Consider the following 23,019-nt stretch of genomic DNA (forward strand, 5'->3'; position numbering starts at 1 on the left):
ATGTTGTACTTAACACACTGGGGTTCATTAGGAGTTTCACGATGGAAATGCTGAAGTTTGGTAAATTTGCTGCGCTGGCTCTCGCCATGGCTGTAGCTGTAGGTTGCTCGTCCAAAGGCGGCGACAATGCCGGTGAAGGCGCGGTAGATCCAAACGCTGGTTACGGCGCAAACACTGGTGCAGTTGACGGCTCCCTGAGCGAAGAAGCTGCACTGCGCGCTATCACCACTTTCTACTTCGAATACGACAGTTCTGACCTGAAGCCAGAAGCCATGCGCGCTCTGGACGTTCACGCCAAGGACCTGAAAGCAAACGGCGCTCGCGTTGTTCTGGAAGGCAACACCGACGAACGTGGTACTCGTGAGTACAACATGGCACTGGGCGAGCGTCGTGCGAAAGCCGTTCAGCGTTACCTGGTACTGCAAGGTGTTTCCCCAGCTCAGCTGGAACTGGTTTCCTACGGCGAAGAGCGTCCAGTTGCTACCGGCAACGACGAGCAGTCCTGGGCTCAAAACCGTCGCGTCGAACTGCGTAAGTAATTCGTCATGCGAACGTGCCGTCGTGCTGTAACTGTTTTGGCTCTCAGCCTCGCCCCGCTTGCGGTGTGGGCTGCGGTTCCTGTGGTCGAGGACAACTCCGGCTATAACAATAGCGGGAGCAGTTATCCGCCTGCGGGTTACGGTACGAACGGCGCCTATGCCGGGGGAGGGGTTTCGGCCCCTGTCTCGGCACAGGGTCAGTTGTTCAACCAACTGCAACAAATGCAGGATCAGATCTCGCGCCAGCAGGGTGTGATCGAAGAACTGCAAAATGATGTATCGCGCATGAAGCAAGAAAGCCTGGAGCGATATCAGGATCTTGATCGGCGCATAGGAACCGGCGTTGCACCAGCCGCGACTCCTGATAATTCTTCTACCGGTGGCAGTTTGAACGCCCCCGGCGCAGCCGCAGGTGCAGGAGCTGGCGCAGCCGCCGCTCAAGCGCCCGCTGCGGGTAGCGAACCGGCGGATCCGGCGAAGGAAAAGCTCTATTACGATGCTGCTTTTGACCTGATCAAAGCCAAGGATTTCGACAAGGCCAGCCAGGCTTTTGCCGCTTTCCTGCGCAAGTACCCGAACAGCCAGTATGCGGGTAATGCCCAGTACTGGTTGGGCGAAGTGAATCTGGCCAAAGGCGATCTGCAAGGTGCAGGTCAGGCTTTTGCCAAGGTCTCACAGCTGTATCCCAAGCACGCCAAAGTGCCTGACTCGCTGTACAAGCTCGCTGATGTAGAGCGCCGCCTTGGTCATACCGACAAGGTCAAAGGCATTCTGCAGCAGGTCGTGTCCCAATATCCGGGTACTTCCGCCGCTCAGTTGGCTCAACGCGATCTGCAAAAAATGTAAGGCTGCTTGACCTGTTTCGAAGAAACCCGCGCTTGTCGCGGGTTTTTTCGTTAGAATTCACGCCCTTTTTATGAAACACGCTTTTTGGGGCCTGCGCATTGCCGGGGTTCCTTGAAGTGCCTGACGGAGGCGGACAGCCTGTTTAGCTGTTACGCCCGTGGCGACTATGCAAGACACATTGAGAATTACCGAAGTTTTCTACTCGTTGCAGGGTGAAACGCGGACTGCCGGGCTGCCCACTGTTTTTGTGCGCCTGACCGGTTGCCCTCTGCGTTGCCAATACTGCGACAGCGCCTACGCCTTCACGGGCGGGACCCTCCGCACCCTCGATGACATCCTCGAGCAGGTGGCAGGTTTCCGCCCGCGTTATGTCTGTGTCACGGGCGGCGAGCCCCTGGCGCAACCCAACGCCATTCCATTGCTCAAGCGCCTGTGCGACGCCGGTTACGAAGTGTCACTGGAAACCAGTGGCTCTATCGATATCTCGGCGGTAGATTCCCGAGTCAGTCGCGTCATCGACCTGAAGACACCGGGTTCGAAGGAAGCGCATCGCAACCGCTACGAAAACATTGAACTGCTCACGCCCAACGATCAGGTGAAGTTTGTCATCTGCTCGCGGGAAGACTACGACTGGTCCGTGTCCAAGCTGATCCAGTACGGTCTGGACCAGCGTGCCGGTGAAGTGCTGTTTTCGCCAAGTCACCATGATCTCAATGCTCGGGATCTGGCGGACTGGGTGGTGGCGGACAATCTGCCAGTGCGTTTGCAATTGCAGCTGCATAAATATCTTTGGAATGACGAGCCGGGGCGCTGAGATGACTGATCAATTGAACACCACCGAAAAACGCGCGGTCATCTTGCTGTCTGGCGGTCTGGATTCCGCCACCGTGGTAGCCATGGCTCGCGCCGAAGGCTACAGCTGCTACACCATGAGCTTCGACTATGGTCAGCGCTCCCATGCCGAACTGCACGCCGCGGCGCGTGTTGCTCGCGATCTGGGTGTAGTCGAGCACAAAGTGATCGGCCTTAACCTGAACGGCATGGGCGGTTCGGCACTGACGGACAGCAGCATCGATATTCCAGAAGAGTTGGGTGAGGGCATTCCGGTGACTTACGTGCCAGCGCGTAACACGGTGTTCCTGTCTCTGGCGTTGGGCTGGGCTGAAGTGCTTGGCGCACGTGACATCTTCATCGGTGTGAATGCGGTGGACTACTCCGGTTACCCGGATTGCCGTCCTGAGTTCATCGAGTCTTTCGAGCGCATGGCCAATCTGGCCACCAAGGCCGGTGTCGAGGGCAATGGTTTCCGCATCCAGGCACCGCTGCAAAACCTCAGCAAGGCGCAGATCGTCCAGGCGGGTGTGAAACTGGGCGTGGATTACGGTCTGACCGTTTCCTGCTATCAGGCCGATGATAACGGCCGCGCATGCGGCAAGTGCGACAGCTGCCGACTGCGTGCAGAAGGCTTCGCGGCAGCCGGAATCAGCGATCCAACCCCTTATTTTTGATTTATTTCAAAATAGGTGTTGAATAGTCCTTAAAAATCAGTATTATACGCGCCACCACACAGCGGGTCGTTAGCTCAGTTGGTAGAGCAGTTGGCTTTTAACCAATTGGTCGTAGGTTCGAATCCCACACGACCCACCATATTTGGCGGTTTAGAAAATCCGGAAGGCCCACGAAAGTGAGGATTTCCGGGTTTTTTTTTGCCTGATGAAGAGCCAGGCCTGAACCGCTCGACGACTCGAGCGATTCTTGGCTGATTAAAGCAGGCCGTCCTCGGCACATACCTTGATGATCTGTGCGCGAAACCAGCTGTTGGCACTGTCCTGGCTCGGCTTTTCGCTCCACATCATGTCCAGCGTGAAGTTCGGTAGACCTGCCGGTGGTCGACGATGGCTGAACGTGTTCTCGTCGCAGGTCAGCGCCTGAATGCGTCGAGGCAAAGAACGACGAGGCGATCAGCATCGCCCAAATGAGCATGCCCCAGTGAGCGGCTGCAAAACCGACGTTTTTCATCAAGGTCTTATTCCTGTGTTGCGGGTCGGAACGTCATGATGGACAAAACGGTCTGCCGTCATCGGTGGACTGTCAAAACCGGGGCTGCGTCGAATGCAGCCCCGGGCGCCAGTGGCCTGTCTTCGTCGACTAGCTGATATGCCGCGCGTATTGCTTGGGATTGAAGCGCAGGACCATCAGGAGCATCAACGCCATGACGGCGGCGAGCGACCACCAGGCCCATTCGAAGCTGCCCAGCTGATCGCGGATCATCCCGGCAATCAATGGCGAAAGCCCGGCGATCAGGTAGCCGATGCCTTGCACGAACGCGGCCAGGCCACCGGCCCGTCGCGGGTTGTCCAAGTGGTCGAGGGATACGATCAAGCTCATCGGGAACAGGCCGCCGATACCCAGGCCCAACAGGCAAGGCCACAACAGGCTGAAGCGTTCCGGGCTGAGGATCAGGCCGCAGAAGCCGGCCATGATCAGGACCAGTAACACGGCGAGGACCACGCGTTTATCCTGGCTGCGGTTGGCAATTGCCGGGGTGACGAGGCCGGAGAGCACTTCCATGGCCGTAAGGAACCCCAGCAGCAGGCCCGCGTGTTGTTCACTCCAACCTTTTTCCACGTAGTACGGGGCCAGCCAGGCCAGTACACAGGTGTAGGAGGCGGTGCCCAGGCCGAAGAAAATCGCCAGCAGCCAAGCCCGAGAATTGCTGAAGAATGACGCTTGCTGCCGAACAGGGGCTTCGGGCAATGGTGTCACGGCTGCGCGCTGGGCGTACCAGCAACCCAAGGCGACCAACGCCAACAGTGCCCAGATCGCCAGGCCGATGCGCCAGCTGCCGGTCTGGGTCAGGACAAGCGGCGAAAACGACGCGGCAAGCGCCGCCCCGCCCATGATCGACGTGACATACAGGCCCATGAACAGCGAGACGTTGTCGGCGTAGCGCGACTTGATCAGCGCCGGCATCACCGCCTGGATCAGCGCGATGCCGAGCCCGGCCAACACCGCGCTGATAATCAGTTCGGCGGCGCTGTCCAGGTACAAGCGCGAGGCGGTGGCGATACCGATGATCAACAGCGACAACACAATGGTGCGGTGCTCACCGATGCGCAGGGCGATGCGCATGCCCAGGAACATGGCCAAGCCCATGGCCATGACCGGCAACATGGTCAGCAGCGAGGCGGTGCTGAAGCTCAGGGGGACCTCGCTGCGAATGGCTGACAGCAACGGCCCGACGGCAGCCATCGAGGGCCGCAGGTTTAGCGCCACCAACACGATGCTGACCATCAGCCAGACGGCGTGGGTGCTTGAGGTTCGAACGTTTTCCATAACAGAGCCTTGGCTAAAACAAAGCATCATTTATGCGGCGGTACGCTGCTTTGGACAAACTGAAAACTGGCGGGGCTTATTGAAAAATCAAATGCGGTGTCAAATCGTTGAAGGCTCGCCGCTCTGTCGGGCTTTCTCCAGGAGCCTGCTTTGTTTGCCAATAGAGTATTGGCAGCCCATGCATCCGCGGGGCGTGGCCACGGTTTTTTGTGTTCGGTCTGTATGTCGTGGTACGCCTGCAGGGGCACAGGTCAGAATCATCTTTTGCATCCGTCGGATATTCTGTAGCCTTGCGCAGCTTCAACGCTGTCCGTGCCTGATGAATACTCACTTTCCCGGCGGTACCCTGAAGGGTCCGGAGCCGGGTGTATACTCGACTTTCGCGCGAATGCGCCTGCAGGTCTTGCGAACATGACGCAGATTTCCGAACGCCTTCTGGTTCAAGCCCACCTCGATGCCAAGCAGCCCAAGCCGCTGACCGCTGACGAAGAGGCTTACTATCGCGCTGCCATCGCTGCCGAGCTCAAGGCTCAGGATGCGGTGCTGGTCGCACACTTCTATTGCGATCCGGTGATTCAGGCTCTGGCCGAAGAAACCGGTGGTTGCGTTTCCGACTCGCTGGAAATGGCTCGCTTCGGTAATGCTCACCCGGCCAAGACCGTGGTCGTCGCCGGCGTGAAATTCATGGGCGAGACGGCCAAGATCCTCAATCCTGAAAAACGCATCCTGATGCCAACCCTGGAGGCGACCTGCTCGCTGGACCTGGGTTGCCCGGTCGATGAGTTTTCGGCGTTCTGCGATCAGCATCCAGAGCGCACGGTGGTGGTGTATGCCAACACCTCCGCGGCGGTCAAAGCCCGGGCGGACTGGGTCGTGACTTCAAGCTGCGCGCTGGAGATCGTCGAAAGCCTGATGGACAACGGCGAAACCATTATCTGGGGCCCGGACAAACACCTGGGCACCTACATTCAGCGCCAGACCGGTGCCGACATGCTGCTGTGGGACGGTGCCTGCATCGTTCACGAAGAGTTCAAGTCCAAGCAGCTCGAAGACATGAAGGCGCTGTATCCCGATGCAGCGATCCTGGTGCACCCGGAGTCGCCGACCTCGGTCATCGAACTGGCGGACGCCGTGGGTTCGACCAGTCAGTTGATCGCGGCGGCACAGCGCCTGCCGAACAAGACGCTGATTGTTGCGACCGACCGCGGCATCTTCTACAAGATGCAGCAGCTGTGCCCGGACAAGGTCTTTATCGAAGCGCCTACGGCTGGTAACGGCGCCGCGTGCCGCAGTTGCGCGCATTGCCCATGGATGGCGATGAATACCCTTGAGCGCACGCTGAAGAGCTTGAAGGAAGGGACGAACGAGATCTTTGTGGATCCGGCCCTGATTCCGCAGGCGATCCGACCGTTGAAGCGGATGCTGGATTTCACTCAGGCTGCACGGATGAAGCTGGCCGGTAACGCTTAAAAGCAAAAGATCGCAGCCTTCGGCAGCTCCTACAGGTGCAAACGAGACCCTGTAGGAGCTGCCGAAGGCTGCGATCTTTTTTTGTGGGCGTTACTTGGTCTTCTTCGGAATCCGCACCAGCTGGGTATTGGAGTACATGTCATGCCAGCTGCGCTTCTGCTTGTCGAACAGCGACCAGAAGAATCCAAGGCCCACGCACAGCAGCGAGGCGATCGACACCACAAAGCGCAGTAACGCCTGCCACAGGCTGATGGAGGAGCCGTCGGCATTCTGAACACGGATGCACCAGACCTGCATGCCCAGCGTCTGTCCGGTGTACGTCCAGAATTTGGCGAAGAACCCAAACAACACAAACAGCAGGACCGTCGAGAGCAAAGGATCACCGTCCAGCGCCCCGGCTTCGGTCAGGGTGCGCATTTTTTCTTCGCCGAGGATCGCCATCTGAATCATCTTGTAGATGCCGCTGGTGACGATCAGCAGGGCAGTGCACAGCAGGAAGTCGTAGAACATCGCTGCCAGGCGACGACCCAGGCCCGCAGCGGGAAAATCGCCCTGGGGGGTAAGCAGGTGTTTCGACATGGCAGGCTCTCGGCGGAAAAAGAAAGCCATTTTACGGATTTACACGCACAAAAAAGCCCCTGATGTCAGCATCAGGGGCTTTTTCGTTACAGAAGATTAGGCTTCTGCTTGTACTTCGTCAGCCTGCATGCCTTTCTGGCCCTGCACGGCGATGAAAGTCACTTTCTGGCCTTCTTTCAGGCTCTTGAAACCGTTGCCCTGGATGGCACGGAAATGTACGAACAGATCCGGACCGCTTTCAGGAGTGATAAAACCAAAACCTTTCTCGTCGTTAAACCACTTGACGGTACCGCTCTGACGTTGGGACATTTCTTATTTCCTTTGACGCAAGAATTAGTGACAGTCTCCTTCACATGAAAGAGTACTGGGGCTGGTTGCAGGAGAGTAAGAAGACGTCGAACGGGATGTAGCTAACTTGTAGGCTACTGCCCAGGTCACGATTCCAAGCGACCCATGCAAACACAGTGAACAAACTCTACGCCAACTACGGGAGAAAAAACAAGCCCCCGCAGAAGGCCCGTATTTGCTCAGCTTGATGGCATTTAGTCAGTCCGCCGGGTGCCTTATACACTTGTGTTGTTCAAATGTGTTCGATCGTTATAAGCAAAGTTCATAATCGAAGCTTAGAGCTAATACAGTGCACTGTTTTATGGCGGCTGCGTTACACATTAGTGCACTGTTAACGCAACCGCGTTACTTATAGGAACAGTTAATCAGCCACGATAGTAGCGTTGCGGAACAAATGGCATTTTGCTTACAAGCAAAGGCACCTTTTTCCCACGAACAATCGCCCAAACAGGCGTGTCCAGCGCGACATAGGCGCTGTCGACGTAACCCATCGCAAGTGGACCACCCAGCGTCGGCCCGAAACCGCCGCTGCAGACGCTGCCAATGATCTCGCCGGCTTCGTTGACGATTTCGGCGCCTTCGCGCACAGGGGTGCGTTCCTGTGGTAGCAGGCCAACACGCTTGCGGCTGACACCGCCTTGTTGCTGGGCGAATACGCTTTCAGCGCCAGGGAAGCCGCCGGCACGCGCGCCATCGGCACGACGTGGCTTGGAGATCGCCCACAGCAGGCTCGCTTCGATGGGGGTGGTGTCGGTGTTCATGTCGTGGCCGTACAGGCACAAACCCGCCTCAAGGCGCAGGGAGTCGCGGGCACCCAGGCCGATGGCCTCGACTTCCGGTTCGGCCAGCAGCGCACGGGCCAGGGCTTCGGCGCTGTCGGCCGGTACGGAGATTTCAAAACCGTCTTCACCGGTGTAACCGGAGCGGCTGACAAAGCACTCCACGCCCAGCAGGTTGACGCGGGCGAACTGCATGAAGGTCATCTTCGCAACGTCAGGCGCCAGACGTGCCAGCACGGTGACGGCGGCCGGGCCTTGCAGGGCCAGCAGGGCACGTTCTTCGAACAGCGGTTCAATGGTGCACTGTTCGCCAATGTGCTTGCGCAGGTGCGCCAGGTCTTGATCCTTGCAGGCGGCGTTGACCACCAGGAACAGTTCGTCGTTACCCAGGTTGGCAACCATCAGGTCGTCGAGGATGCCGCCCGTCTCGTTGGTAAACATGGCGTAGCGCTGCATACCCACCGGCAGGTCGATGATGTCCACCGGCACCAGGGTTTCCAGGGCCTTGGCGGCGTCGGCGCCGGTCAGGCGGATCTGGCCCATGTGCGAGACGTCGAACAGGCCGGCCTGATCGCGGGTGTGCTGGTGTTCTTTCATCACGCCCAACGGGTACTGCACAGGCATGTCGTAGCCGGCGAACGGCACCATGCGTGCGCCGAGTTCGATATGCAGGGCGTGCAACGGGGTTTTCAACAGTTGTTCGGTGGACATATTCAGCTCCTGAAGAGTTGTGCAGATGAGCGCACATCAGCACTCGATAATGTTGACCGCCAAACCGCCACGGGCGGTTTCCTTGTATTTGCTTTTCATGTCGGCGCCGGTCTGGCGCATGGTGCGGATGACCTTGTCGAGGGAGACGAAGTGTTGCCCGTCACCGCGCAGGGCCATGCGCACGGCATTGATGGCCTTGACCGAGCCCATGGCGTTGCGCTCGATACACGGCACTTGCACCAGCCCGCCAATCGGGTCACAGGTCAGGCCGAGGTTGTGTTCCATGCCGATTTCCGCGGCGTTTTCCACTTGCTGTACGGTGCCGCCGAGGACTTCGCACAAAGCGCCCGCAGCCATCGAACACGCCACGCCAACTTCGCCCTGACAGCCGACTTCGGCGCCAGAGATCGAGGCGTTTTCCTTGTACAGAATGCCGATGGCCGCAGCCGTCAGCAGAAAGCGCACGACGCCGTCGTCGTTCGAGCCGGGGATAAATCGCATGTAGTAATGCAGCACGGCGGGAATGATCCCGGCGGCGCCATTGGTCGGCGCGGTCACGACGCGCCCGCCATTGGCGTTTTCTTCGTTGACCGCCAGCGCGTAGAGGTTGACCCAGTCGAGTACTGACAGTGGGTCGCGCAATGCTGATTCGGGGTTCTTGCACAGTTGCCGGTGCAGCGCGGCGGCCCGTCGTTTGACCTTCAGGCCGCCGGGCAGGATGCCTTCGTTGCGGCAACCGGCAGCGACGCAGTCCTGCATTACTTGCCAGATTTTCAACAGGCCGGCGCGGGTTTCCGCTTCCGGCCGCCAGGCGCTTTCATTGGTCAGCATCACCTGGCTGATCGACAGCCCGTACTTGGTGCAATGACCGAGCAAATCCTTGGCGCTTTTGAACGGGAAGGTCAGGGGTGTGGCGTCTTCGACGATACGGTCGGCGCCGGCAGCGTCTTCATCGACGACAAAACCGCCGCCAACCGAATAGTACTCGCGGCTGCGGATTTGCAGGCCAGCGGCGTCGAAGGCACGAAAGATCATGCCGTTGGGGTGATAGGCCAACGGTTTGCGAATCATCGCCAGGTGTTCTTTCTCGTTGAACGCAATGCTGTGTTCGCCGAGCAGGTTCAAGCGCCCGTTGGCGCGAATTTCGTGCAGGCGCGCAGCGACGGTTTCGGTGTCGACGGTGTCCGGGTGTTCGCCTTCAAGGCCCAGCAGCACGGCCTTGTCGCTGCCGTGGCCTTTGCCGGTAGCGCCGAGCGAGCCGTACAGCTCGACTTTGACGCAGGCGGTGGCTTCAAGCAGCTTTTCGCGACGCAAGCCTTCGACGAAGCGCACAGCGGCGCGCATCGGGCCGACGGTGTGGGAGCTGGAGGGGCCGATGCCAATCTTGAACAGGTCGAACACGCTTAACGACATGAGTTGTTCTCCGGTTTCTTGTTATAGGAATTCGCGGAATGTCAGGCTTGATGCAATCCTTGGGGAGCTGGCTTGCCAGCGATGACGGTGTGTCAGGCAACAAAAATGTAGGCTGATCCATCCTCATCGCTGGCAAGCCAGCTCCTACAGGGGAATGCGGTGTTGTTGAAAGTGGGGGGCGAGCGTACCCGCCCCTCATTCGTTTAAGCGTAGCTTTCGATCGACGGGCAGGCGCAGACCAGGTTGCGATCGCCGAAGACGTTGTCGACACGACCGACCGGCGGCCAGTACTTGCCTTCGATCAGCGAGGCAACCGGGTAAACGGCCTGCTCGCGGCTGTACGGGTGGGACCACTCACCGACCAGCTCTGCCGCTGTGTGCGGAGCGTTTTTCAGTGGGTTGTCTTCTTTGTCCAGGGTACCGTTTTCCACGGCGCGGATTTCTTCGCGGATGCGGATCATGGCGTCGCAGAAGCGGTCCAGTTCTTCCTTGGATTCGCTTTCGGTCGGCTCGATCATCAGCGTGCCGGCCACCGGGAACGACATGGTCGGGGCGTGGAAACCGAAATCGATCAGACGCTTGGCGACGTCATCGACGCTGATGCCGCTGCTGTCTTTCAGTGGGCGCAGATCCAGAATGCACTCGTGCGCCACCAGGCCATTGCTGCCGGTGTACAGCACTGGATAGTGCTCTTCGAGGCGACGGGAAATGTAGTTGGCATTGAGGATCGCCAGCTGCGAAGCACGCTTGAGACCCGCGCCGCCCATCATACGAATGTACATCCAGGTGATCGGCAGAATGCTCGCGCTGCCGAACGGTGCTGCGCAGACCGCGCCTTCCTTGCGCTCCATCTGGGCGTGGCCCGGCAGGAACGGAGTCAGGTGCGATTTCACGCCGATCGGGCCGACGCCCGGGCCGCCACCGCCGTGTGGGATGCAGAAGGTCTTGTGCAGGTTCAGGTGCGAGACGTCGCCGCCGAACTTGCCCGGTGCGCAGAGGCCGACCATCGCGTTCATGTTGGCGCCGTCGATGTACACCTGGCCGCCGTTGTCATGAATGATGCCGCAGATTTCGCGGATGCCTTCTTCGAACACGCCGTGGGTCGACGGGTAAGTGATCATCAAAGCAGCGAGGTGTTCGCGGTGCTCGATGGCCTTGGCGCGCAGGTCTTCGATATCAACGTTGCCACGGGCATCGCACGCGGTAACGACGACGCGCATGCCAGCCATTTGTGCGGTGGCCGGGTTGGTGCCGTGGGCCGACGACGGGATCAGGCAGATGTCGCGACGGTCTTCGCCACGGCTCTGGTGGTAAGCACGAATAGCCAGCAGACCGGCGTACTCACCCTGGGAACCGGCGTTCGGTTGCAGCGAGATCGAGTCGTAACCGGTGGCGGCGCAGAGCATCGCTTCCAGTTCATCGGTCAGTTGCTGGTAGCCGGCGCTTTGCTCGGCCGGGGCGAACGGGTGCAGGGCGCCGAATTCGGCCCAGGTCACCGGGATCATTTCGCTGGCGGCGTTGAGTTTCATGGTGCACGAACCCAGCGGGATCATGGTGCGGTCCAGGGCCAGGTCTTTGTCGGCGAGCTTGCGCAGGTAGCGCATCAGCTCGGTTTCCGAGTGGTAACGGTTGAACACCGGGTGGCTGAGGATCGGCGATTGACGCACCAGCGCGGCCGGGATCGTGCTGACCACCGAAGCGGCAAGGGCGGCGAAATCTGGCAGTGCTTTACCGTCGGCGAAGATGCCCCACAGGGTTTCAACGTCGGCCTGGGTGGTGGTTTCGTCGAGGGACAGACCCAGGCGTTCGGCGTCGACCACGCGCAGGTTGATCTGCTGGGTGCGGGCCTTTTCGTGCAGCTTGGCGGTGTTGGCGCCAGTGGCCAGGGTCAGGGTGTCGAAGAAGTTTTCTTGTTCAACGTTCAAGCCCAGCGCGTTCAAACCCTTGGCCAGGATCGCGGTCAGGTGATGCACGCGGTTGGCGATCTGAGTCAGGCCTTTCGGGCCGTGGTACACGGCGTACATGCTGGCGATGTTGGCCAGCAGCACTTGCGCGGTGCAGATGTTGGACGTGGCTTTCTCGCGGCGGATGTGTTGTTCACGAGTCTGCATGGCCAGGCGCAGGGCCGGCTTGCCGAAACGGTCCACGGACACGCCGACCAGACGGCCCGGCATGTCGCGCTTGAACGCATCTTTGGTGGAGAAGTAAGCAGCGTGCGGGCCACCAAAGCCCAGCGGCACGCCGAAGCGTTGCGCGCTGCCGATGGCCACGTCGGCGCCGAATTCACCTGGCGGGGTCAGCACGGTCAGGGCCAGCAGATCAGCGGCTACGGCGACCAGAGCGTTGGCAGCGTGGAAGCGTTCGGTCAGTTCGCGGTAGTCGAACACGTCACCGTTGCTCGCCGGGTATTGCAGCAGGGCGCCGAAGAACGCGCTGACGTCGGTCAGCTCACGCTCGTCGCCAACCACCACGTCGATGCCCAGTGGCTCGGCACGGGTGCGCAGTACGTCGAGGGTTTGCGGGTGGCAATGCGCGGAAGCGAAGAATTGGTGGCTGCCCTTGTTCTTGCTCAGGCGTTTGCAGAAGGTCATGGCTTCGGCAGCAGCGGTGGCTTCGTCGAGCAAGGAAGCGTTGGCGATCGGCAGGCCGGTGAGGTCGCTGATCAGGGTCTGGAAGTTCAGCAGCGCTTCGAGACGGCCCTGGGAAATTTCTGGCTGGTACGGGGTGTAAGCGGTGTACCAGGCCGGGTTTTCCAGCAGGTTGCGCAGGATCGGCGAAGGCGTGTGGGTGCCGTAGTAACCCTGGCCGATGTGGGTCTTGAACAGCTGGTTCTTGCTGGCGATGGACTTGATCAGAGCCAGGGCATCGGCTTCGCTCAGGCCGTCTTCCAGGCCGAGGACGCTGGTGCCTTTGATGCTGTCGGGAATGACGCTGGCGCTCAGGGCTTCCAGGGAGTCGAAGCCGAGGCTGTTGAGCATGGCTTGCTCGTCGCCGGCACGCGGGCCGATGTGACGGGCGATGAATTCGTTGGCGGTACTTACATTTACAACAGCAGGATTCACTTCAGTCATGTCTGTGCTCCTCAGGCTTCGGCTTGGGCTTTGATCAGGCGGTCGTAGGCGTCCTGATCCAGCAGTTGGGCGACTGCCGAGGCGTCGCTTGGCTGGAAGCGGAAGAACCAGCCTTCGCCCAGCGGATCTTCGTTGACCAGTTCAGGGCTGCTGTCCAGCGCCGGGTTCACTTCCAGCACTTCGCCGTCGAGCGGCATGTACACGCCGCTGGCAGCCTTTACGGATTCCACGGTGGCGGCTTCGGCGCCTTTGTCGTAGGACTGCAGCTCAGGCAGTTGTACGAAAACCACGTCGCCTAAGGCGTTTTGTGCGAAAGCGGTGATGCCGACTGTGACGCTGCCGTCAGCTTCGGTGCGCAGCCATTCGTGATCTTCAGTAAAACGCAACTCGCTCATGGAAACTCCTAAGGGGCCAGACTCGTCTGGTGGACGCGATTGAATGCTGGGGCAATGCCCTGGTTATGAGGGACTACATAGCAAGATCGCGGCCAATGTTTGTTTTTCTATTTAAATCAATGATTTATATGAATTTAGCGGTCGCGGGATTTCGATGGTTGTAGCGAAATCGATACGCCACATGTCACGGATAAAAGGCGAGGTGGATCAAAGCCTTGCAGGGCCGTGATCGGGGAGTGGTGTAGCGATATCGTTCCGCTGTAGCGCTTTCAGTACAGGTGGGGGTCGTTTTTAGACGTGATTTTCCGATGCATGGACATTCACGACCTGTAGGAGCCGGCTTGCTGGCGATCGCGATTTTGCAGACGCCATCGCCAGCAAGCCGGCTCCTACAGGTCGGTGTTCATCAGACTTTTCAGGCCTTGCCGGGAATTCCGTACTTGCGCAACCGATGGGCAATCGCGGTGTGGGAAGTTTGTAGTCGGGTCGCGAGTTGTCGGGTCGAGGGGTAGCTGGTGTACAGTTTTTCCAGCAGGGTTTTCTCAAACTCGTCCATGGCCTGTTCTAGGCTGTCGACTTCGTGGTCGCCCTGGCGAGCGACCGAGGTGCCGGCGATGTCGAGATCGCCAATGTCCACCAGGCTGCTTTCGCAAATCGCGGCGGCGCGAAAAATCACGTTCTGCAGTTGTCGCACGTTGCCTGGCCAGCGGTTGCCCAGCAGTGCCGGATACGTGCCCGGTGCCAGGCGACAGATCGGTCGCTGGATCTGCGCGCAGGCCTGCTGCATGAAGTAACGGGCCAGCAGCAAAATGTCCTGGCCGCGCTCGCGCAGGGGAGGGACTTCGACATTGAGCACGTTGAGGCGATAAAACAGGTCTTCGCGGAACAGGCCTTCACTGACCATTTTTTCCAGGTCGCGATGGGTCGCGCTGAGGATTCGCACGTTGACCTTCACCTCACGATCACCGCCCACCCGGCGAAAACTGCCGTCGTTGAGAAACCGCAGCAACTTGGCCTGCAAGTACGGCGACATTTCGCCGATCTCGTCGAGAAACACCGTGCCCTGGTTGGCCAGTTCCATCAGCCCCGGCTTGCCGCCCCGTTGCGCACCGGTGAAAGCACCGGGCGCATAGCCGAACAGTTCGCTTTCGGCGAGGTTCTCCGGCAATGCCGCACAGTTCAATGCCAGAAACGGTGAGCTGTGCCGGGCGCTGATGGCATGGCAGGCGCGGGCGACCAGTTCTTTACCGGTGCCGGTTTCACCCTGAATCAGCAGCGGCGCATCCAGTGCCGCCACCCGCTGGGCGCGCGCCTTGAGGGTGCGGATGACCGGGGATTCGCCAAGCAACGCGTCAAACCCTTCAGCATGATCGTGGTGCAACGCGGACAGGCGTTCGCCGATGCGGTTGGGTTGATACAGGGTCAGCAGGGCGCCGGCGTCGGTGATCGGCGTGGCGTCCAGCAGCAAGGTCTGGCCGTTGACGGTGATTTCCCGCAGCGGCAGGCGAAAGCCCTGTTCGAGCAGGGCGTCGAGCAAGGCCGGGTCGGCAAACAGTTCGGCGATGCTTTCACCGGCCGGTTCGCGGCCGTACAGGGCGATCAACGCGGGGTTGGCCAGCAGCACGTTGCCGTCGCTGTCCAGCGCTAGCACCGGGTCGGTCATGGCGGCGAGCAGTGCATCGAGCTGCAAGTGCCGACGCTGACCGGGCAGGATGTCGACGACCGTCACAGCTTGTACGCCACGCACGCTGAACAGCGCATCGCGCAGTTCTTCGAGGACTTGCGGGCTCAGGGTCGGGGCGTCGATGTAGACGTTGGGCGGAACCATTTCCACCGCATCCAGGTTGAGATTGCGCCCGCCGAGCAGGGCCAGGACTTCCTGGGTAATGCCGACGCGGTCGATGAAGCTGACGTGGATACGCATGGACGGTTTCGGGTTCTGCTGTGCGGAGGGTGGCAAGTATGCCTTGGTGAAGGGGTAGAGGTGAAATCCGCAGTCAGGTACAGCACCTGTAGGAGCCGGCTTGCTGGCGATTCGGACGGTGCGGTATGTCAGTAATACCGCGTTATCGTTCATCGCTGGCAAGCCAGCTCCTACAAGGGATAGGGCTTACTCGAATTTCTCGAGGTCTATCGGGTCACCGGATTTCATATTCAGTTGCTTGCGGATGTCTTCGAACATCAGGTCGTAATGTTCGTGTGTCGAACCAATAGCGATTTTTTCCTTGGGAATGCCATGTTTCTCGGCAATTTTCGTCACATTGCTGGCGAAGTTGTAGGCTTCTTCCTTGGGCAGAAAGAAGGGCTCCTTCAATTCCTTGCCCAGAATGCTGCCATGCATCGTGAACTGAATGCCTTTTTCCCCTTTGGGGTTCTTGCTGACTTCATAGTCGAGGTGGATGTTGTAGCTCACATCATCCTTGTTCAGCGCATGGCGCTCGATGTGCAAGTGACCTGGATCAAACGTTGCCATAAACACCTCTCCCTACAAGTAAGTAATGCCCCGTGTCGCGGTGCTGATGCGTGTACCCGCGACGCCCAGAATGATCGATTCGATGTCCGACAGCGAGCCGATCACTGCGATTTTTCCAGTATGGCGTGCAAATTCGCAAGCTGCCTGCACCTTCGGTCCCATGGAGCCGGCAGCGAAGCCGAGCTTTTCCAGTTCATCGGGGTGCGCCTGGGCGATGGCTTTCTGGGTGGGTTTGCCGAAGTCGATGAACGCCGCGTTGACGTCGGTGGCGATCACCAGCAGATCGGCTTCCAGCTGTTCGGCCAGCAGCGCAGAGCACAAGTCCTTGTCGATGACAGCCTCGACGCCTTCCAGTTTGCCGGGGGACGTGTACATGGTGGGAATGCCGCCGCCACCGGCGCAGATCACGATGCTGTTTTTTTCCAGCAGCCACTTGATCGGACGTATTTCGAAGATGCGTTTTGGTCTCGGGCTGGCAACCACGCGGCGATATTTGTCGCCGTCCGGGGCGATGGCCCAGCCTTTTTCAGCGGCGAGCGCTTCGGCCTCGGCTTTGGTGTAGACCGGGCCGATGGGTTTGGTGGGGTTCTTGAAGGCCGGGTCGTTGGCGTCGACTTCGACCTGGGTCAACAAGGTGGCGAACGGCACTTCGAAGTCCAGCAGGTTGCCCAGTTCCTGTTCGATGATGTAGCCGATCATGCCTTCGGTCTCGGCACCGAGCACGTCCAGCGGATAGGGCGAAACCGAGGTGTAGGCCGCCGCCTGCAATGACAGCAGACCAACCTGCGGGCCATTGCCGTGGGCGATGACCAGTTGGTTGCCGGGGTGGATCTTGGCGATCTGTTCGGTGGCGATCCGGATGTTGGCGCGCTGGTTGTCAGCGGTCATGGGTTCACCACGGCGGAGCAGGGCGTTGCCGCCCAGGGCTACGACGATACGCATGGTGCAGTCCTTCTAAACAGAGGAAAGGCAAACAACTCGATCCCCTGTAGGAGCAAGCTTGCTCGCGATAGGATCGCTGCGGTCGGTCAGAGACACCTAGGCGTAGCTATCGCAGGCAAGCCAGCTCCCACAGTGACCATGTCGTGTCAGTGGGAGCTGTATGGCTTACAGATCAGCCAGGGTCGACACCAGAATCGCCTTGATCGTGTGCATGCGGTTTTCCGCTTGCTCGAAGGCGATGCAGGCTGGCGACTCGAACACGTCATCGGTCACTTCGATGCCGTTGTTCAGGAACGGGTACTGCTCGGCAATCTGTTTGCCGATCTTGGTGTCGCAGTTGTGGAAGGCCGGCAGGCAGTGCATGAACTTGGTGCGCGGGTTGCCGGTGGCTTTCATCAGGTCGGCGTTGACCTGGTACGGCAGCAATTGCTGGATGCGCTCGGCCCAGGCTTCGACCGGTTCGCCCATCGACACCCAGACGTCGGTGTGGATGAAGTCCACGCCCTTGACCGCTTCTTTCGGGTCTTCGGTGAGGGTGATGCGAGCGCCGCTTTCTTCGCCGTACTGTTTGCAGCGGGCCACCAGATCGTCCGCCGGCCACAGGGCTTTCGGCGCGCAGATGCGCACGTCCATGCCGAGTTTGGCGCCGATCAGCAGCAGCGAGTTGCCCATGTTGTTGCGCGCATCGCCCAGGTACGCGTAGCTGATCTCGTGGATCGGCTTGTCGGCGTGTTCGCGCATGGTCAGCACGTCGGCGATCATTTGGGTCGGGTGGTATTCATCGGTCAGGCCGTTGAACACCGGGACGCCGGCGAACTTGGCCAGCTCTTCGACGATTTCCTGCTTGAAGCCACGGTACTCGATGGCGTCATACATGCGCCCGAGCACGCGGGCGGTGTCCTTCATGCTTTCCTTGTGACCGATCTGCGAAGAGTTCGGGTCGATGTAGGTGACGTTCGCGCCTTGGTCATAGGCCGCGACTTCGAAGGCGCAACGGGTGCGGGTCGAGGTCTTTTCGAAGATCAGGGCGATGTTGTTGCCCTTCAGGTGTTGCTGTTCGGTACCGGTGTACTTGGCGCGCTTGAGGTCGCGGGACAGGTCGAGCAGGTAGCGCAATTCGCGAGGGGTGTGGTGTTCCAGGCTCAGCAGATTGCGGTTGTGAATATTGAACGCCATTTTGGATCTCCTTGGGTTTGGGTAATCCCCTTGGCCGCGCGGGATACACGTCGGCCAAGGTCAACAGGTTAGTAGTCGATCGGGTCGCGGATGATCGGGCAGGTCATGCAGTGGCCACCGCCCCGTCCGCGGCCGAGTTCGCCGGCGCTGATGGTGATGACTTCCACACCGGCCTTGCGCAGCAGGGTGTTGGTGTAGGTGTTGCGGTCGTAACCGATAACCACGCCCGGCTCCAGAGCCACCACGTTGTTGCCGTCGTCCCATTGCTCGCGTTCGGCGGCGTAGCTGTTGCCACCGGTTTCCACCACGCGCAGCGCCTTGAGGTTAAGGGCCTGGGCGACGGTATCGAGGAAGCTGGTTTCTTCGCGGCGAATATCGATGCCATCCGCTTTGCTTTCATCGGGACGCAGGGTGAAGGCGACAATCTGGTTCACCACTTCCGGGAAGATCGTGACCAGGTCGCGATCGCAGAAGCTGAATACGGTGTCCAGGTGCATCGCTGCGCGGGACTTCGGCAGGCCGGCGACGATGACTTTTTCCACGGCCTTGTTTTTGAACAGGTTCACCGCCAGTTGGGCAATGGCCTGGCGCGACGAGCGCTCGCCCATGCCGATCAACACCACGCCGTTGCCGATCGGCATCACATCACCGCCTTCGAGCGTGGAGTGGCCGTGCTCCAGGTCTGGATCGCCGTACCAGATCTGGAAGTCGGCGTTGGTGAACTCGGGGTGGAACTTGTAGATGGCGGTGGCCAGCAGGGTTTCCTGACGGCGCGCCGGCCAGTACATCGGGTTGAGCGTGACACCGCCGTAGATCCAGGAGGTGGTGTCGCGGGTGAACTGGGTGTTGGGCAGCGGCGGCAGAATGAAGCTGGAGTGGCCAACAAAGTCGCGGTACATCTCGATGGCCTTGCCACCGAAACTGCTCGGCAAATCGTCGCCCGAAACGCCACCGATCAGGTAGTCGGCGACCTTGCGCGGCTCCAGGCTGCGCAGCCACGAAGCGGTTTCATTGATCAGACCCAGGCCCACCGAATTGGCGGTGATCTTGCGCTCCAGGATCCAGTCCAAAGCTTCGGGAATGGCGACGATGTCGGTCAACAGGTTGTGCATTTCCAGCACATCGATGTTGCGTTCACGCATCTTGGTGACGAAGTCGAAATGGTCACGCTTGGCCTGGGCCACCCACAGCACGTCATCGAACAGCAGTTCGTCGCAGTTGTTCGGGGTCAGCCGCTGATGGGCTAGCCCTGGCGAGCAAACCATGACTTTGCGCAGTTTGCCTGCCTCGGAATGTACGCCGTACTTTTCCATGGTCATTGCAGTGTTCCTCCAGATGACAAAGACGTGTGTTACAGGGTCAGGAAGCCGTCGTAGAGTCCGTAGGCCGCCACCAGGGCGCCCGCGACCACTGCGGCGAAAATCAGCTTCTCGATGTTGGTGAAAACCGGTTTGTTCATTTCAAACTTGGCCTTGGCGAACAGGATCACGCCGGGGGCATAGAGCAGGGCCGAGAGCAGCAGGTACTTGATGCCGCCGGCGTAGATCAGCCAGACCGCGTAGATCAGGGCCGCGGCGCCGATGAACAGGTCTTTCTTGCGTGCGGCCAGCGCGCCTTCGTAGGTTTCACCGCGCACCGCCAACAGCAGGGCGTAGGCCGCCGACCACAGGTAAGGCACCAGAATCATCGACGTGGCGAGGTAGATCAGCGACAGGTAGGTGCTGGCCGAAAACAGCGTGATCACCAGGAAGATCTGCACCATGGCGTTGGTCAGCCACAAGGCATTGACCGGTACGTGGTTGGCGTTTTCCTTGCGCAGGAAGGCCGGCATGGTGTGGTCCTTGGCGGCGGCGAACATGATCTCCGCACACAGCAGCACCCACGACAGCAACGCCCCGAGCAGCGAGATGATCAAGCCGACGCTGATCAGCACCGCGCCCCAGTGACCGACCACATGTTCCAGCACCGCAGCCATCGACGGGTTCTGCAACTTGGCCAGTTCCGGCTGAGTCATGATCCCCAGCGACAGCACGTTCACCAGCACCAGGAACAGCAGCACGGTGACGAAGCCGATGACCGTGGCTTTACCCACGTCGCTGCGTTTCTCCGCCCGGGCCGAGAAGATGCTCGCACCTTCGATGCCGATGAACACCCACACGGTGACCAGCATCATTTTGCGCACCTGGTCCATCACGCTGCCCAGGTCCGGGTTCTTGAAGCCCCAGATGTCGGCGGTGAAGATGTCCAGTTTGAAGGCGAACACCGCGATCAGCACGAACAGCACCAGCGGCACGATCTTGGCGACCGTGGTCACCAGGTTGATGAACGCCGCTTCCTTGATGCCGCGCAGCACCAGGAAGTGCACCGCCCAGAGCAGCACCGACGCACCGATCACCGCCGCTGGCGTATTACCCTCCCCGAAAATCGGGAAGAAGTAGCCCAGGGTGCTGAACAACAGGACGAAATAGCCGACGTTGCCCAGCCAGGCACTGATCCAGTAGCCCCACGCCGACGAGAAACCCATGTAGTCGCCAAACCCGGCCTTGGCGTAGGCGTAGACCCCGCCGTCGAGATTGGGTTTGCGATTGGCCAGTGTCTGGAACACAAAGGCGAGGGTGAGCATACCGACGGCCGTAATGGCCCAACCGATCAGAATGGCGCCGACATCGGCACTGGCGGCCATGTTTTGCGGCAGGGAAAAGATCCCGCCACCAATCATTGAACCAACAACCAGCGCAACCAATGCGCCGAGTTTCAGTTTTCCGGGGGATGCAGACATTGCATGGCACCAATGCAGGGGAAGAGTGGAAAGGCTAAGTCTGATGGTTATTAAATTAACTGACGTGGATCAGTGCATTGGTGTATTCAGTAATTATCGGCAGAGTGCCATTACGATTTGTCTGTAATCCGCATTCCAGAGCCTTTTTCGCATTTATCGGATAGTGTTTTTATTGGGTTTGAGTTATCGCGATAGTTCTGTTGCGCAATTTTTTGTAAATGTCTTTTGTGAAATATTCTTTTAATGAGAAAGTTGTAAGTAAAACGATTGTCGTCGATGGTTATATAGCCGTTTTGTGCGTGTAAATAGGCGGCTGGTTGGCGTTATTCAATAATCGTTATTACGCTTCACTCATTTGGATACGCACCCTGTTGCCTCCCGGAGACGCAGCCATGTCGCAAGCGCCGCAAAAACTTCGCCTGAACGCACTGATCGCGCTGGTGGTGGGATCGATGATCGGCGGCGGGATCTTTTCCCTGCCGCAGAACATGGCGGTTCAGGCCGATGCCGGTGCCATCATGATCGGTTGGGCGATCACGGCCGTGGGCATGCTGACGCTGGCGTTCGTGTTCCAGACCCTGGCCAATCGCAAGCCCGAACTGGATTCCGGTGTGTACGCCTACGCCAAGGCCGGGTTCGGCGACTACATGGGGTTTTCGTCGGCGTGGGGTTACTGGATCAGCGCCTGGCTGGGTAACGTTGGCTACTTTGTCCTGCTGTTCAGCACCCTCGGCTACTTCGTTCCGGTGTTTGGGCAGGGTAACACCCCCATCGCCATCGGCTGCGCTTCGGTGTTGTTGTGGACCGTGCATTTTGTGGTGCTGCGCGGGATCAAGGAGGCGGCGCTCATCAACCTGGTGACCACGGTGGCCAAGATCGTGCCGCTGATCATGTTCATCGTGATCGCCGCCGTGGCGTTCAAGGCTGACATCTTTACCCGGGACATCTGGGGGCATGGCAATCCGCAGTTCGGCAGCGTAATGGACCAGGTGCGGCACATGATGCTGGTCACCGTGTTCGTGTTTATCGGCATCGAAGGCGCCAGTGTGTATTCGGCGCGCGCGGAGAAACGCTCGGACGTAGGCCGGGCAACGGTCATCGGGTTTCTCGGGGTGCTGGCGCTGTTGGTGCTGGTGAACGTGTTGTCGCTGGGGATCATGACTCAGCCGGAACTGGCCAAGTTGCAGAACCCGTCACTGGCCTCGGTGCTGGAACATATCGTCGGTCGATGGGGGGCGTTGCTGATCAGCGTCGGCCTCGCGATCTCGTTGCTCGGCGCCTTGTTGTCCTGGGCGCTGCTGTGCGCCGAGATCCTCTTTGTCACGGCCAAAGACAAGACCATGCCGGCGTTTCTGACCAAGGAAAACGCCAACCATGTGCCGGTCAATGCGCTGTGGATGACCAACCTGATGATCCAGCTGTTTTTGCTGATCACGCTGTTTTCCGCCGGCACCTACACCAGCCTGATCTACCTCGCCTCGTCGATGATCCTGGTGCCGTATCTGTGGTCGGCGGCGTATGCGGTGTTGTTGAGCGGGCGCGGCGAAACCTACGAAAACTCACCGGCTGAGCGATCCAAGGATCTGTTGATCGCCGGTATCGCCCTGGGTTACGCGGTGTGGTTGTTGTACGCCGGTGGCTTGAAATATCTGCTGCTCTCGGCATTGCTGTATGCGCCCGGCGTGATCCTGTTTGCCAAAGCCCGGCATGAGCAAGGCAAGCCACTGTTCACGCTCGCAGAGAAGGGCATTTTTGCCTGCGTCATCAGCGGGGCCGGGTTGGCAGCGTATGGGTTGTACAGCGGGTTACTGAGTCTATGAAATTGTGCGGCGCTGGAAGGTGGGTCGGTGACGGCTCGACAGCTGTTGTCGCGTGCCGAGGCGTGGCGGCCTTATCGGGGTATGCGACGCAGTTGTTGTGGACCGCGTTGAGTCGGGAGGATTGAGCTGATTCCGGATCTGTGGTGAACGGTCAGGCGCTTTCGCTGGCAAGCCAGCTCCTACAATTAAACGCGGGACGTGTGCGGACAACTGTGGGAGATTCTATGTTTGGGGGGAACCCCCAAACATAGAAATAGGCTTGTATTCACTTTGGTTTTTCATCAAGGCAAACAGTACCCGAGCCAGTTTTCTGGCAAGTATCACCAGCGCCTCGGTCCCTTT

Annotated in this window: 20 protein-coding genes, 1 tRNA gene and 2 pseudogenes; 8 read left to right on the forward strand and 15 right to left on the reverse strand. The window is 59.4% G+C overall.

The window, feature by feature from the left end; genetic code table 11:
- The first annotated feature begins 41 nt into the window (after positions 1-41).
- From pal to CKW19_RS26725, 5 genes are all read left to right on the forward strand, one after another.
- Positions 42-539, forward strand: a complete 498-nt coding sequence (pal, locus tag CKW19_RS26705) for a peptidoglycan-associated lipoprotein Pal (RefSeq protein ID WP_003178634.1) — start codon at positions 42-44, stop codon at positions 537-539.
- 6 nt (positions 540-545) lie between these two features.
- A complete protein-coding gene (ybgF, locus tag CKW19_RS26710) occupies positions 546-1,385 on the forward strand; it encodes a tol-pal system protein YbgF (protein WP_095061330.1) in 840 nt (279 codons plus the stop codon).
- 166 nt (positions 1,386-1,551) lie between these two features.
- Positions 1,552-2,199: a 7-carboxy-7-deazaguanine synthase QueE gene (queE, locus tag CKW19_RS26715; protein ID WP_095061332.1), complete on the forward strand. Its 648-nt coding sequence runs from the start codon at positions 1,552-1,554 to the stop codon at positions 2,197-2,199.
- Position 2,200: 1 nt separating this feature from the next.
- Positions 2,201-2,893 (forward strand): 7-cyano-7-deazaguanine synthase QueC, encoded by a 693-nt coding sequence (queC, locus tag CKW19_RS26720; protein ID WP_053155344.1) that lies wholly within the window; start codon positions 2,201-2,203, stop codon positions 2,891-2,893.
- Positions 2,894-2,956: 63 nt separating this feature from the next.
- A tRNA-Lys gene (locus tag CKW19_RS26725) sits at positions 2,957-3,032 on the forward strand.
- Between the two features lie 116 nt (positions 3,033-3,148).
- Here CKW19_RS26725 and CKW19_RS26730 read toward each other — a convergent pair.
- Positions 3,149-3,331: a hypothetical protein gene (locus CKW19_RS26730; RefSeq protein ID WP_159953399.1), complete on the reverse strand. Its 183-nt coding sequence runs from the start codon at positions 3,329-3,331 to the stop codon at positions 3,149-3,151.
- Between the two features lie 202 nt (positions 3,332-3,533).
- Entirely contained in the window at positions 3,534-4,721 is a 1,188-nt protein-coding gene (locus CKW19_RS26735) for a cyanate transporter (protein WP_095061334.1), read from the reverse strand.
- Positions 4,722-5,132: 411 nt separating this feature from the next.
- On the opposite strand from CKW19_RS26735, the gene nadA reads away from it, so the two are divergent.
- On the forward strand, positions 5,133-6,191 hold the full coding sequence (nadA, locus tag CKW19_RS26740) for a quinolinate synthase NadA (protein ID WP_095061336.1): 1,059 nt from the start codon (positions 5,133-5,135) through the stop codon (positions 6,189-6,191).
- Positions 6,192-6,281: 90 nt separating this feature from the next.
- Here nadA and CKW19_RS26745 read toward each other — a convergent pair whose 3' ends face one another.
- From CKW19_RS26745 to arcD (CKW19_RS26800), 12 genes are all read right to left on the reverse strand, one after another.
- A complete protein-coding gene (locus CKW19_RS26745; protein WP_095061338.1) occupies positions 6,282-6,770 on the reverse strand; it encodes an RDD family protein in 489 nt (162 codons plus the stop codon).
- 96 nt (positions 6,771-6,866) lie between these two features.
- Positions 6,867-7,079 carry a cold-shock protein gene (locus CKW19_RS26750; RefSeq protein WP_007977299.1) on the reverse strand — a complete coding sequence of 71 codons (213 nt, stop codon included), beginning with the start codon at positions 7,077-7,079 and terminating at the stop codon, positions 6,867-6,869.
- 404 nt (positions 7,080-7,483) lie between these two features.
- The gene (gene gcvT, locus CKW19_RS26755; protein WP_095061340.1) at positions 7,484-8,608 is read right to left on the reverse strand and encodes a glycine cleavage system aminomethyltransferase GcvT; all 1,125 of its coding nucleotides are present in this window, start codon (positions 8,606-8,608) and stop codon (positions 7,484-7,486) included.
- Positions 8,609-8,644: 36 nt separating this feature from the next.
- On the reverse strand, positions 8,645-10,021 hold the full coding sequence (locus CKW19_RS26760; protein WP_095061341.1) for an L-serine ammonia-lyase: 1,377 nt from the start codon (positions 10,019-10,021) through the stop codon (positions 8,645-8,647).
- A 203-nt stretch (positions 10,022-10,224) separates the two neighbouring features.
- A complete protein-coding gene (gene gcvP, locus CKW19_RS26765) occupies positions 10,225-13,092 on the reverse strand; it encodes an aminomethyl-transferring glycine dehydrogenase (RefSeq protein WP_095061343.1) in 2,868 nt (955 codons plus the stop codon).
- 11 nt (positions 13,093-13,103) lie between these two features.
- Positions 13,104-13,487: a glycine cleavage system protein GcvH gene (gene gcvH / locus CKW19_RS26770; protein ID WP_008047373.1), complete on the reverse strand. Its 384-nt coding sequence runs from the start codon at positions 13,485-13,487 to the stop codon at positions 13,104-13,106.
- A gap of 415 nt (positions 13,488-13,902) precedes the next feature.
- Positions 13,903-15,411: a sigma-54-dependent transcriptional regulator gene (locus CKW19_RS26775; RefSeq protein ID WP_095061346.1), complete on the reverse strand. Its 1,509-nt coding sequence runs from the start codon at positions 15,409-15,411 to the stop codon at positions 13,903-13,905.
- 186 nt (positions 15,412-15,597) lie between these two features.
- Positions 15,598-15,960: a DUF5064 family protein gene (locus CKW19_RS26780; protein ID WP_095061348.1), complete on the reverse strand. Its 363-nt coding sequence runs from the start codon at positions 15,958-15,960 to the stop codon at positions 15,598-15,600.
- Positions 15,961-15,972: 12 nt separating this feature from the next.
- On the reverse strand, positions 15,973-16,902 hold the full coding sequence (gene arcC / locus CKW19_RS26785) for a carbamate kinase (RefSeq protein WP_095061350.1): 930 nt from the start codon (positions 16,900-16,902) through the stop codon (positions 15,973-15,975).
- Between the two features lie 165 nt (positions 16,903-17,067).
- Entirely contained in the window at positions 17,068-18,078 is a 1,011-nt protein-coding gene (locus tag CKW19_RS26790; protein ID WP_095061352.1) for an ornithine carbamoyltransferase, read from the reverse strand.
- A 68-nt stretch (positions 18,079-18,146) separates the two neighbouring features.
- Complete coding sequence (gene arcA, locus CKW19_RS26795) at positions 18,147-19,397, reverse strand: arginine deiminase (protein ID WP_095061354.1); 1,251 nt, start codon at positions 19,395-19,397, stop codon at positions 18,147-18,149.
- Positions 19,398-19,429: 32 nt separating this feature from the next.
- Entirely contained in the window at positions 19,430-20,857 is a 1,428-nt protein-coding gene (arcD, locus tag CKW19_RS26800) for an arginine-ornithine antiporter (protein ID WP_095061356.1), read from the reverse strand.
- 392 nt (positions 20,858-21,249) lie between these two features.
- On the opposite strand from arcD (CKW19_RS26800), the gene arcD (CKW19_RS26805) reads away from it, so the two are divergent.
- Positions 21,250-22,677, forward strand: a complete 1,428-nt coding sequence (gene arcD, locus CKW19_RS26805; RefSeq protein ID WP_095061358.1) for an arginine-ornithine antiporter — start codon at positions 21,250-21,252, stop codon at positions 22,675-22,677.
- Positions 22,678-22,683: 6 nt separating this feature from the next.
- Positions 22,684-22,802 (forward strand): annotated as a pseudogene (locus CKW19_RS29640) (DNA-3-methyladenine glycosylase 2 family protein); the annotation flags it as partial.
- Positions 22,803-22,899: 97 nt separating this feature from the next.
- On the opposite strand, the pseudogene CKW19_RS29290 reads toward CKW19_RS29640, so the two are convergent.
- Positions 22,900-23,019 (reverse strand): annotated as a pseudogene (locus CKW19_RS29290) (IS110 family transposase); the annotation flags it as partial.

It is taken from the genome of Pseudomonas sp. Irchel s3f7, assembly GCF_900187615.1.
Lineage (GTDB): Bacteria > Pseudomonadota > Gammaproteobacteria > Pseudomonadales > Pseudomonadaceae > Aquipseudomonas.

What these genes read in the sequence shown, in the direction of transcription:
- arcA (WP_095061354.1), bottom strand. Translation starts at nt 19,397, where the DNA reads ATGACCATGGAAAAGTACGGCGTACATTCCGAGGCAGGCAAACTGCGC.
- queE (WP_095061332.1), top strand. Translation starts at nt 1,552, where the DNA reads ATGCAAGACACATTGAGAATTACCGAAGTTTTCTACTCGTTGCAGGGT.
- CKW19_RS26760 (WP_095061341.1), bottom strand. Translation starts at nt 10,021, where the DNA reads ATGTCGTTAAGCGTGTTCGACCTGTTCAAGATTGGCATCGGCCCCTCC.
- ybgF (WP_095061330.1), top strand. Translation starts at nt 546, where the DNA reads ATGCGAACGTGCCGTCGTGCTGTAACTGTTTTGGCTCTCAGCCTCGCC.
- CKW19_RS26790 (WP_095061352.1), bottom strand. Translation starts at nt 18,078, where the DNA reads ATGGCGTTCAATATTCACAACCGCAATCTGCTGAGCCTGGAACACCAC.
- CKW19_RS26780 (WP_095061348.1), bottom strand. Translation starts at nt 15,960, where the DNA reads ATGGCAACGTTTGATCCAGGTCACTTGCACATCGAGCGCCATGCGCTG.
- gcvH (WP_008047373.1), bottom strand. Translation starts at nt 13,487, where the DNA reads ATGAGCGAGTTGCGTTTTACTGAAGATCACGAATGGCTGCGCACCGAA.
- CKW19_RS26750 (WP_007977299.1), bottom strand. Translation starts at nt 7,079, where the DNA reads ATGTCCCAACGTCAGAGCGGTACCGTCAAGTGGTTTAACGACGAGAAA.
- arcD (WP_095061358.1), top strand. Translation starts at nt 21,250, where the DNA reads ATGTCGCAAGCGCCGCAAAAACTTCGCCTGAACGCACTGATCGCGCTG.
- CKW19_RS26745 (WP_095061338.1), bottom strand. Translation starts at nt 6,770, where the DNA reads ATGTCGAAACACCTGCTTACCCCCCAGGGCGATTTTCCCGCTGCGGGC.
- arcC (WP_095061350.1), bottom strand. Translation starts at nt 16,902, where the DNA reads ATGCGTATCGTCGTAGCCCTGGGCGGCAACGCCCTGCTCCGCCGTGGT.
- CKW19_RS26735 (WP_095061334.1), bottom strand. Translation starts at nt 4,721, where the DNA reads ATGGAAAACGTTCGAACCTCAAGCACCCACGCCGTCTGGCTGATGGTC.
- gcvP (WP_095061343.1), bottom strand. Translation starts at nt 13,092, where the DNA reads ATGACTGAAGTGAATCCTGCTGTTGTAAATGTAAGTACCGCCAACGAA.
- arcD (WP_095061356.1), bottom strand. Translation starts at nt 20,857, where the DNA reads ATGTCTGCATCCCCCGGAAAACTGAAACTCGGCGCATTGGTTGCGCTG.
- queC (WP_053155344.1), top strand. Translation starts at nt 2,201, where the DNA reads ATGACTGATCAATTGAACACCACCGAAAAACGCGCGGTCATCTTGCTG.
- nadA (WP_095061336.1), top strand. Translation starts at nt 5,133, where the DNA reads ATGACGCAGATTTCCGAACGCCTTCTGGTTCAAGCCCACCTCGATGCC.
- gcvT (WP_095061340.1), bottom strand. Translation starts at nt 8,608, where the DNA reads ATGTCCACCGAACAACTGTTGAAAACCCCGTTGCACGCCCTGCATATC.
- pal (WP_003178634.1), top strand. Translation starts at nt 42, where the DNA reads ATGGAAATGCTGAAGTTTGGTAAATTTGCTGCGCTGGCTCTCGCCATG.
- CKW19_RS26775 (WP_095061346.1), bottom strand. Translation starts at nt 15,411, where the DNA reads ATGCGTATCCACGTCAGCTTCATCGACCGCGTCGGCATTACCCAGGAA.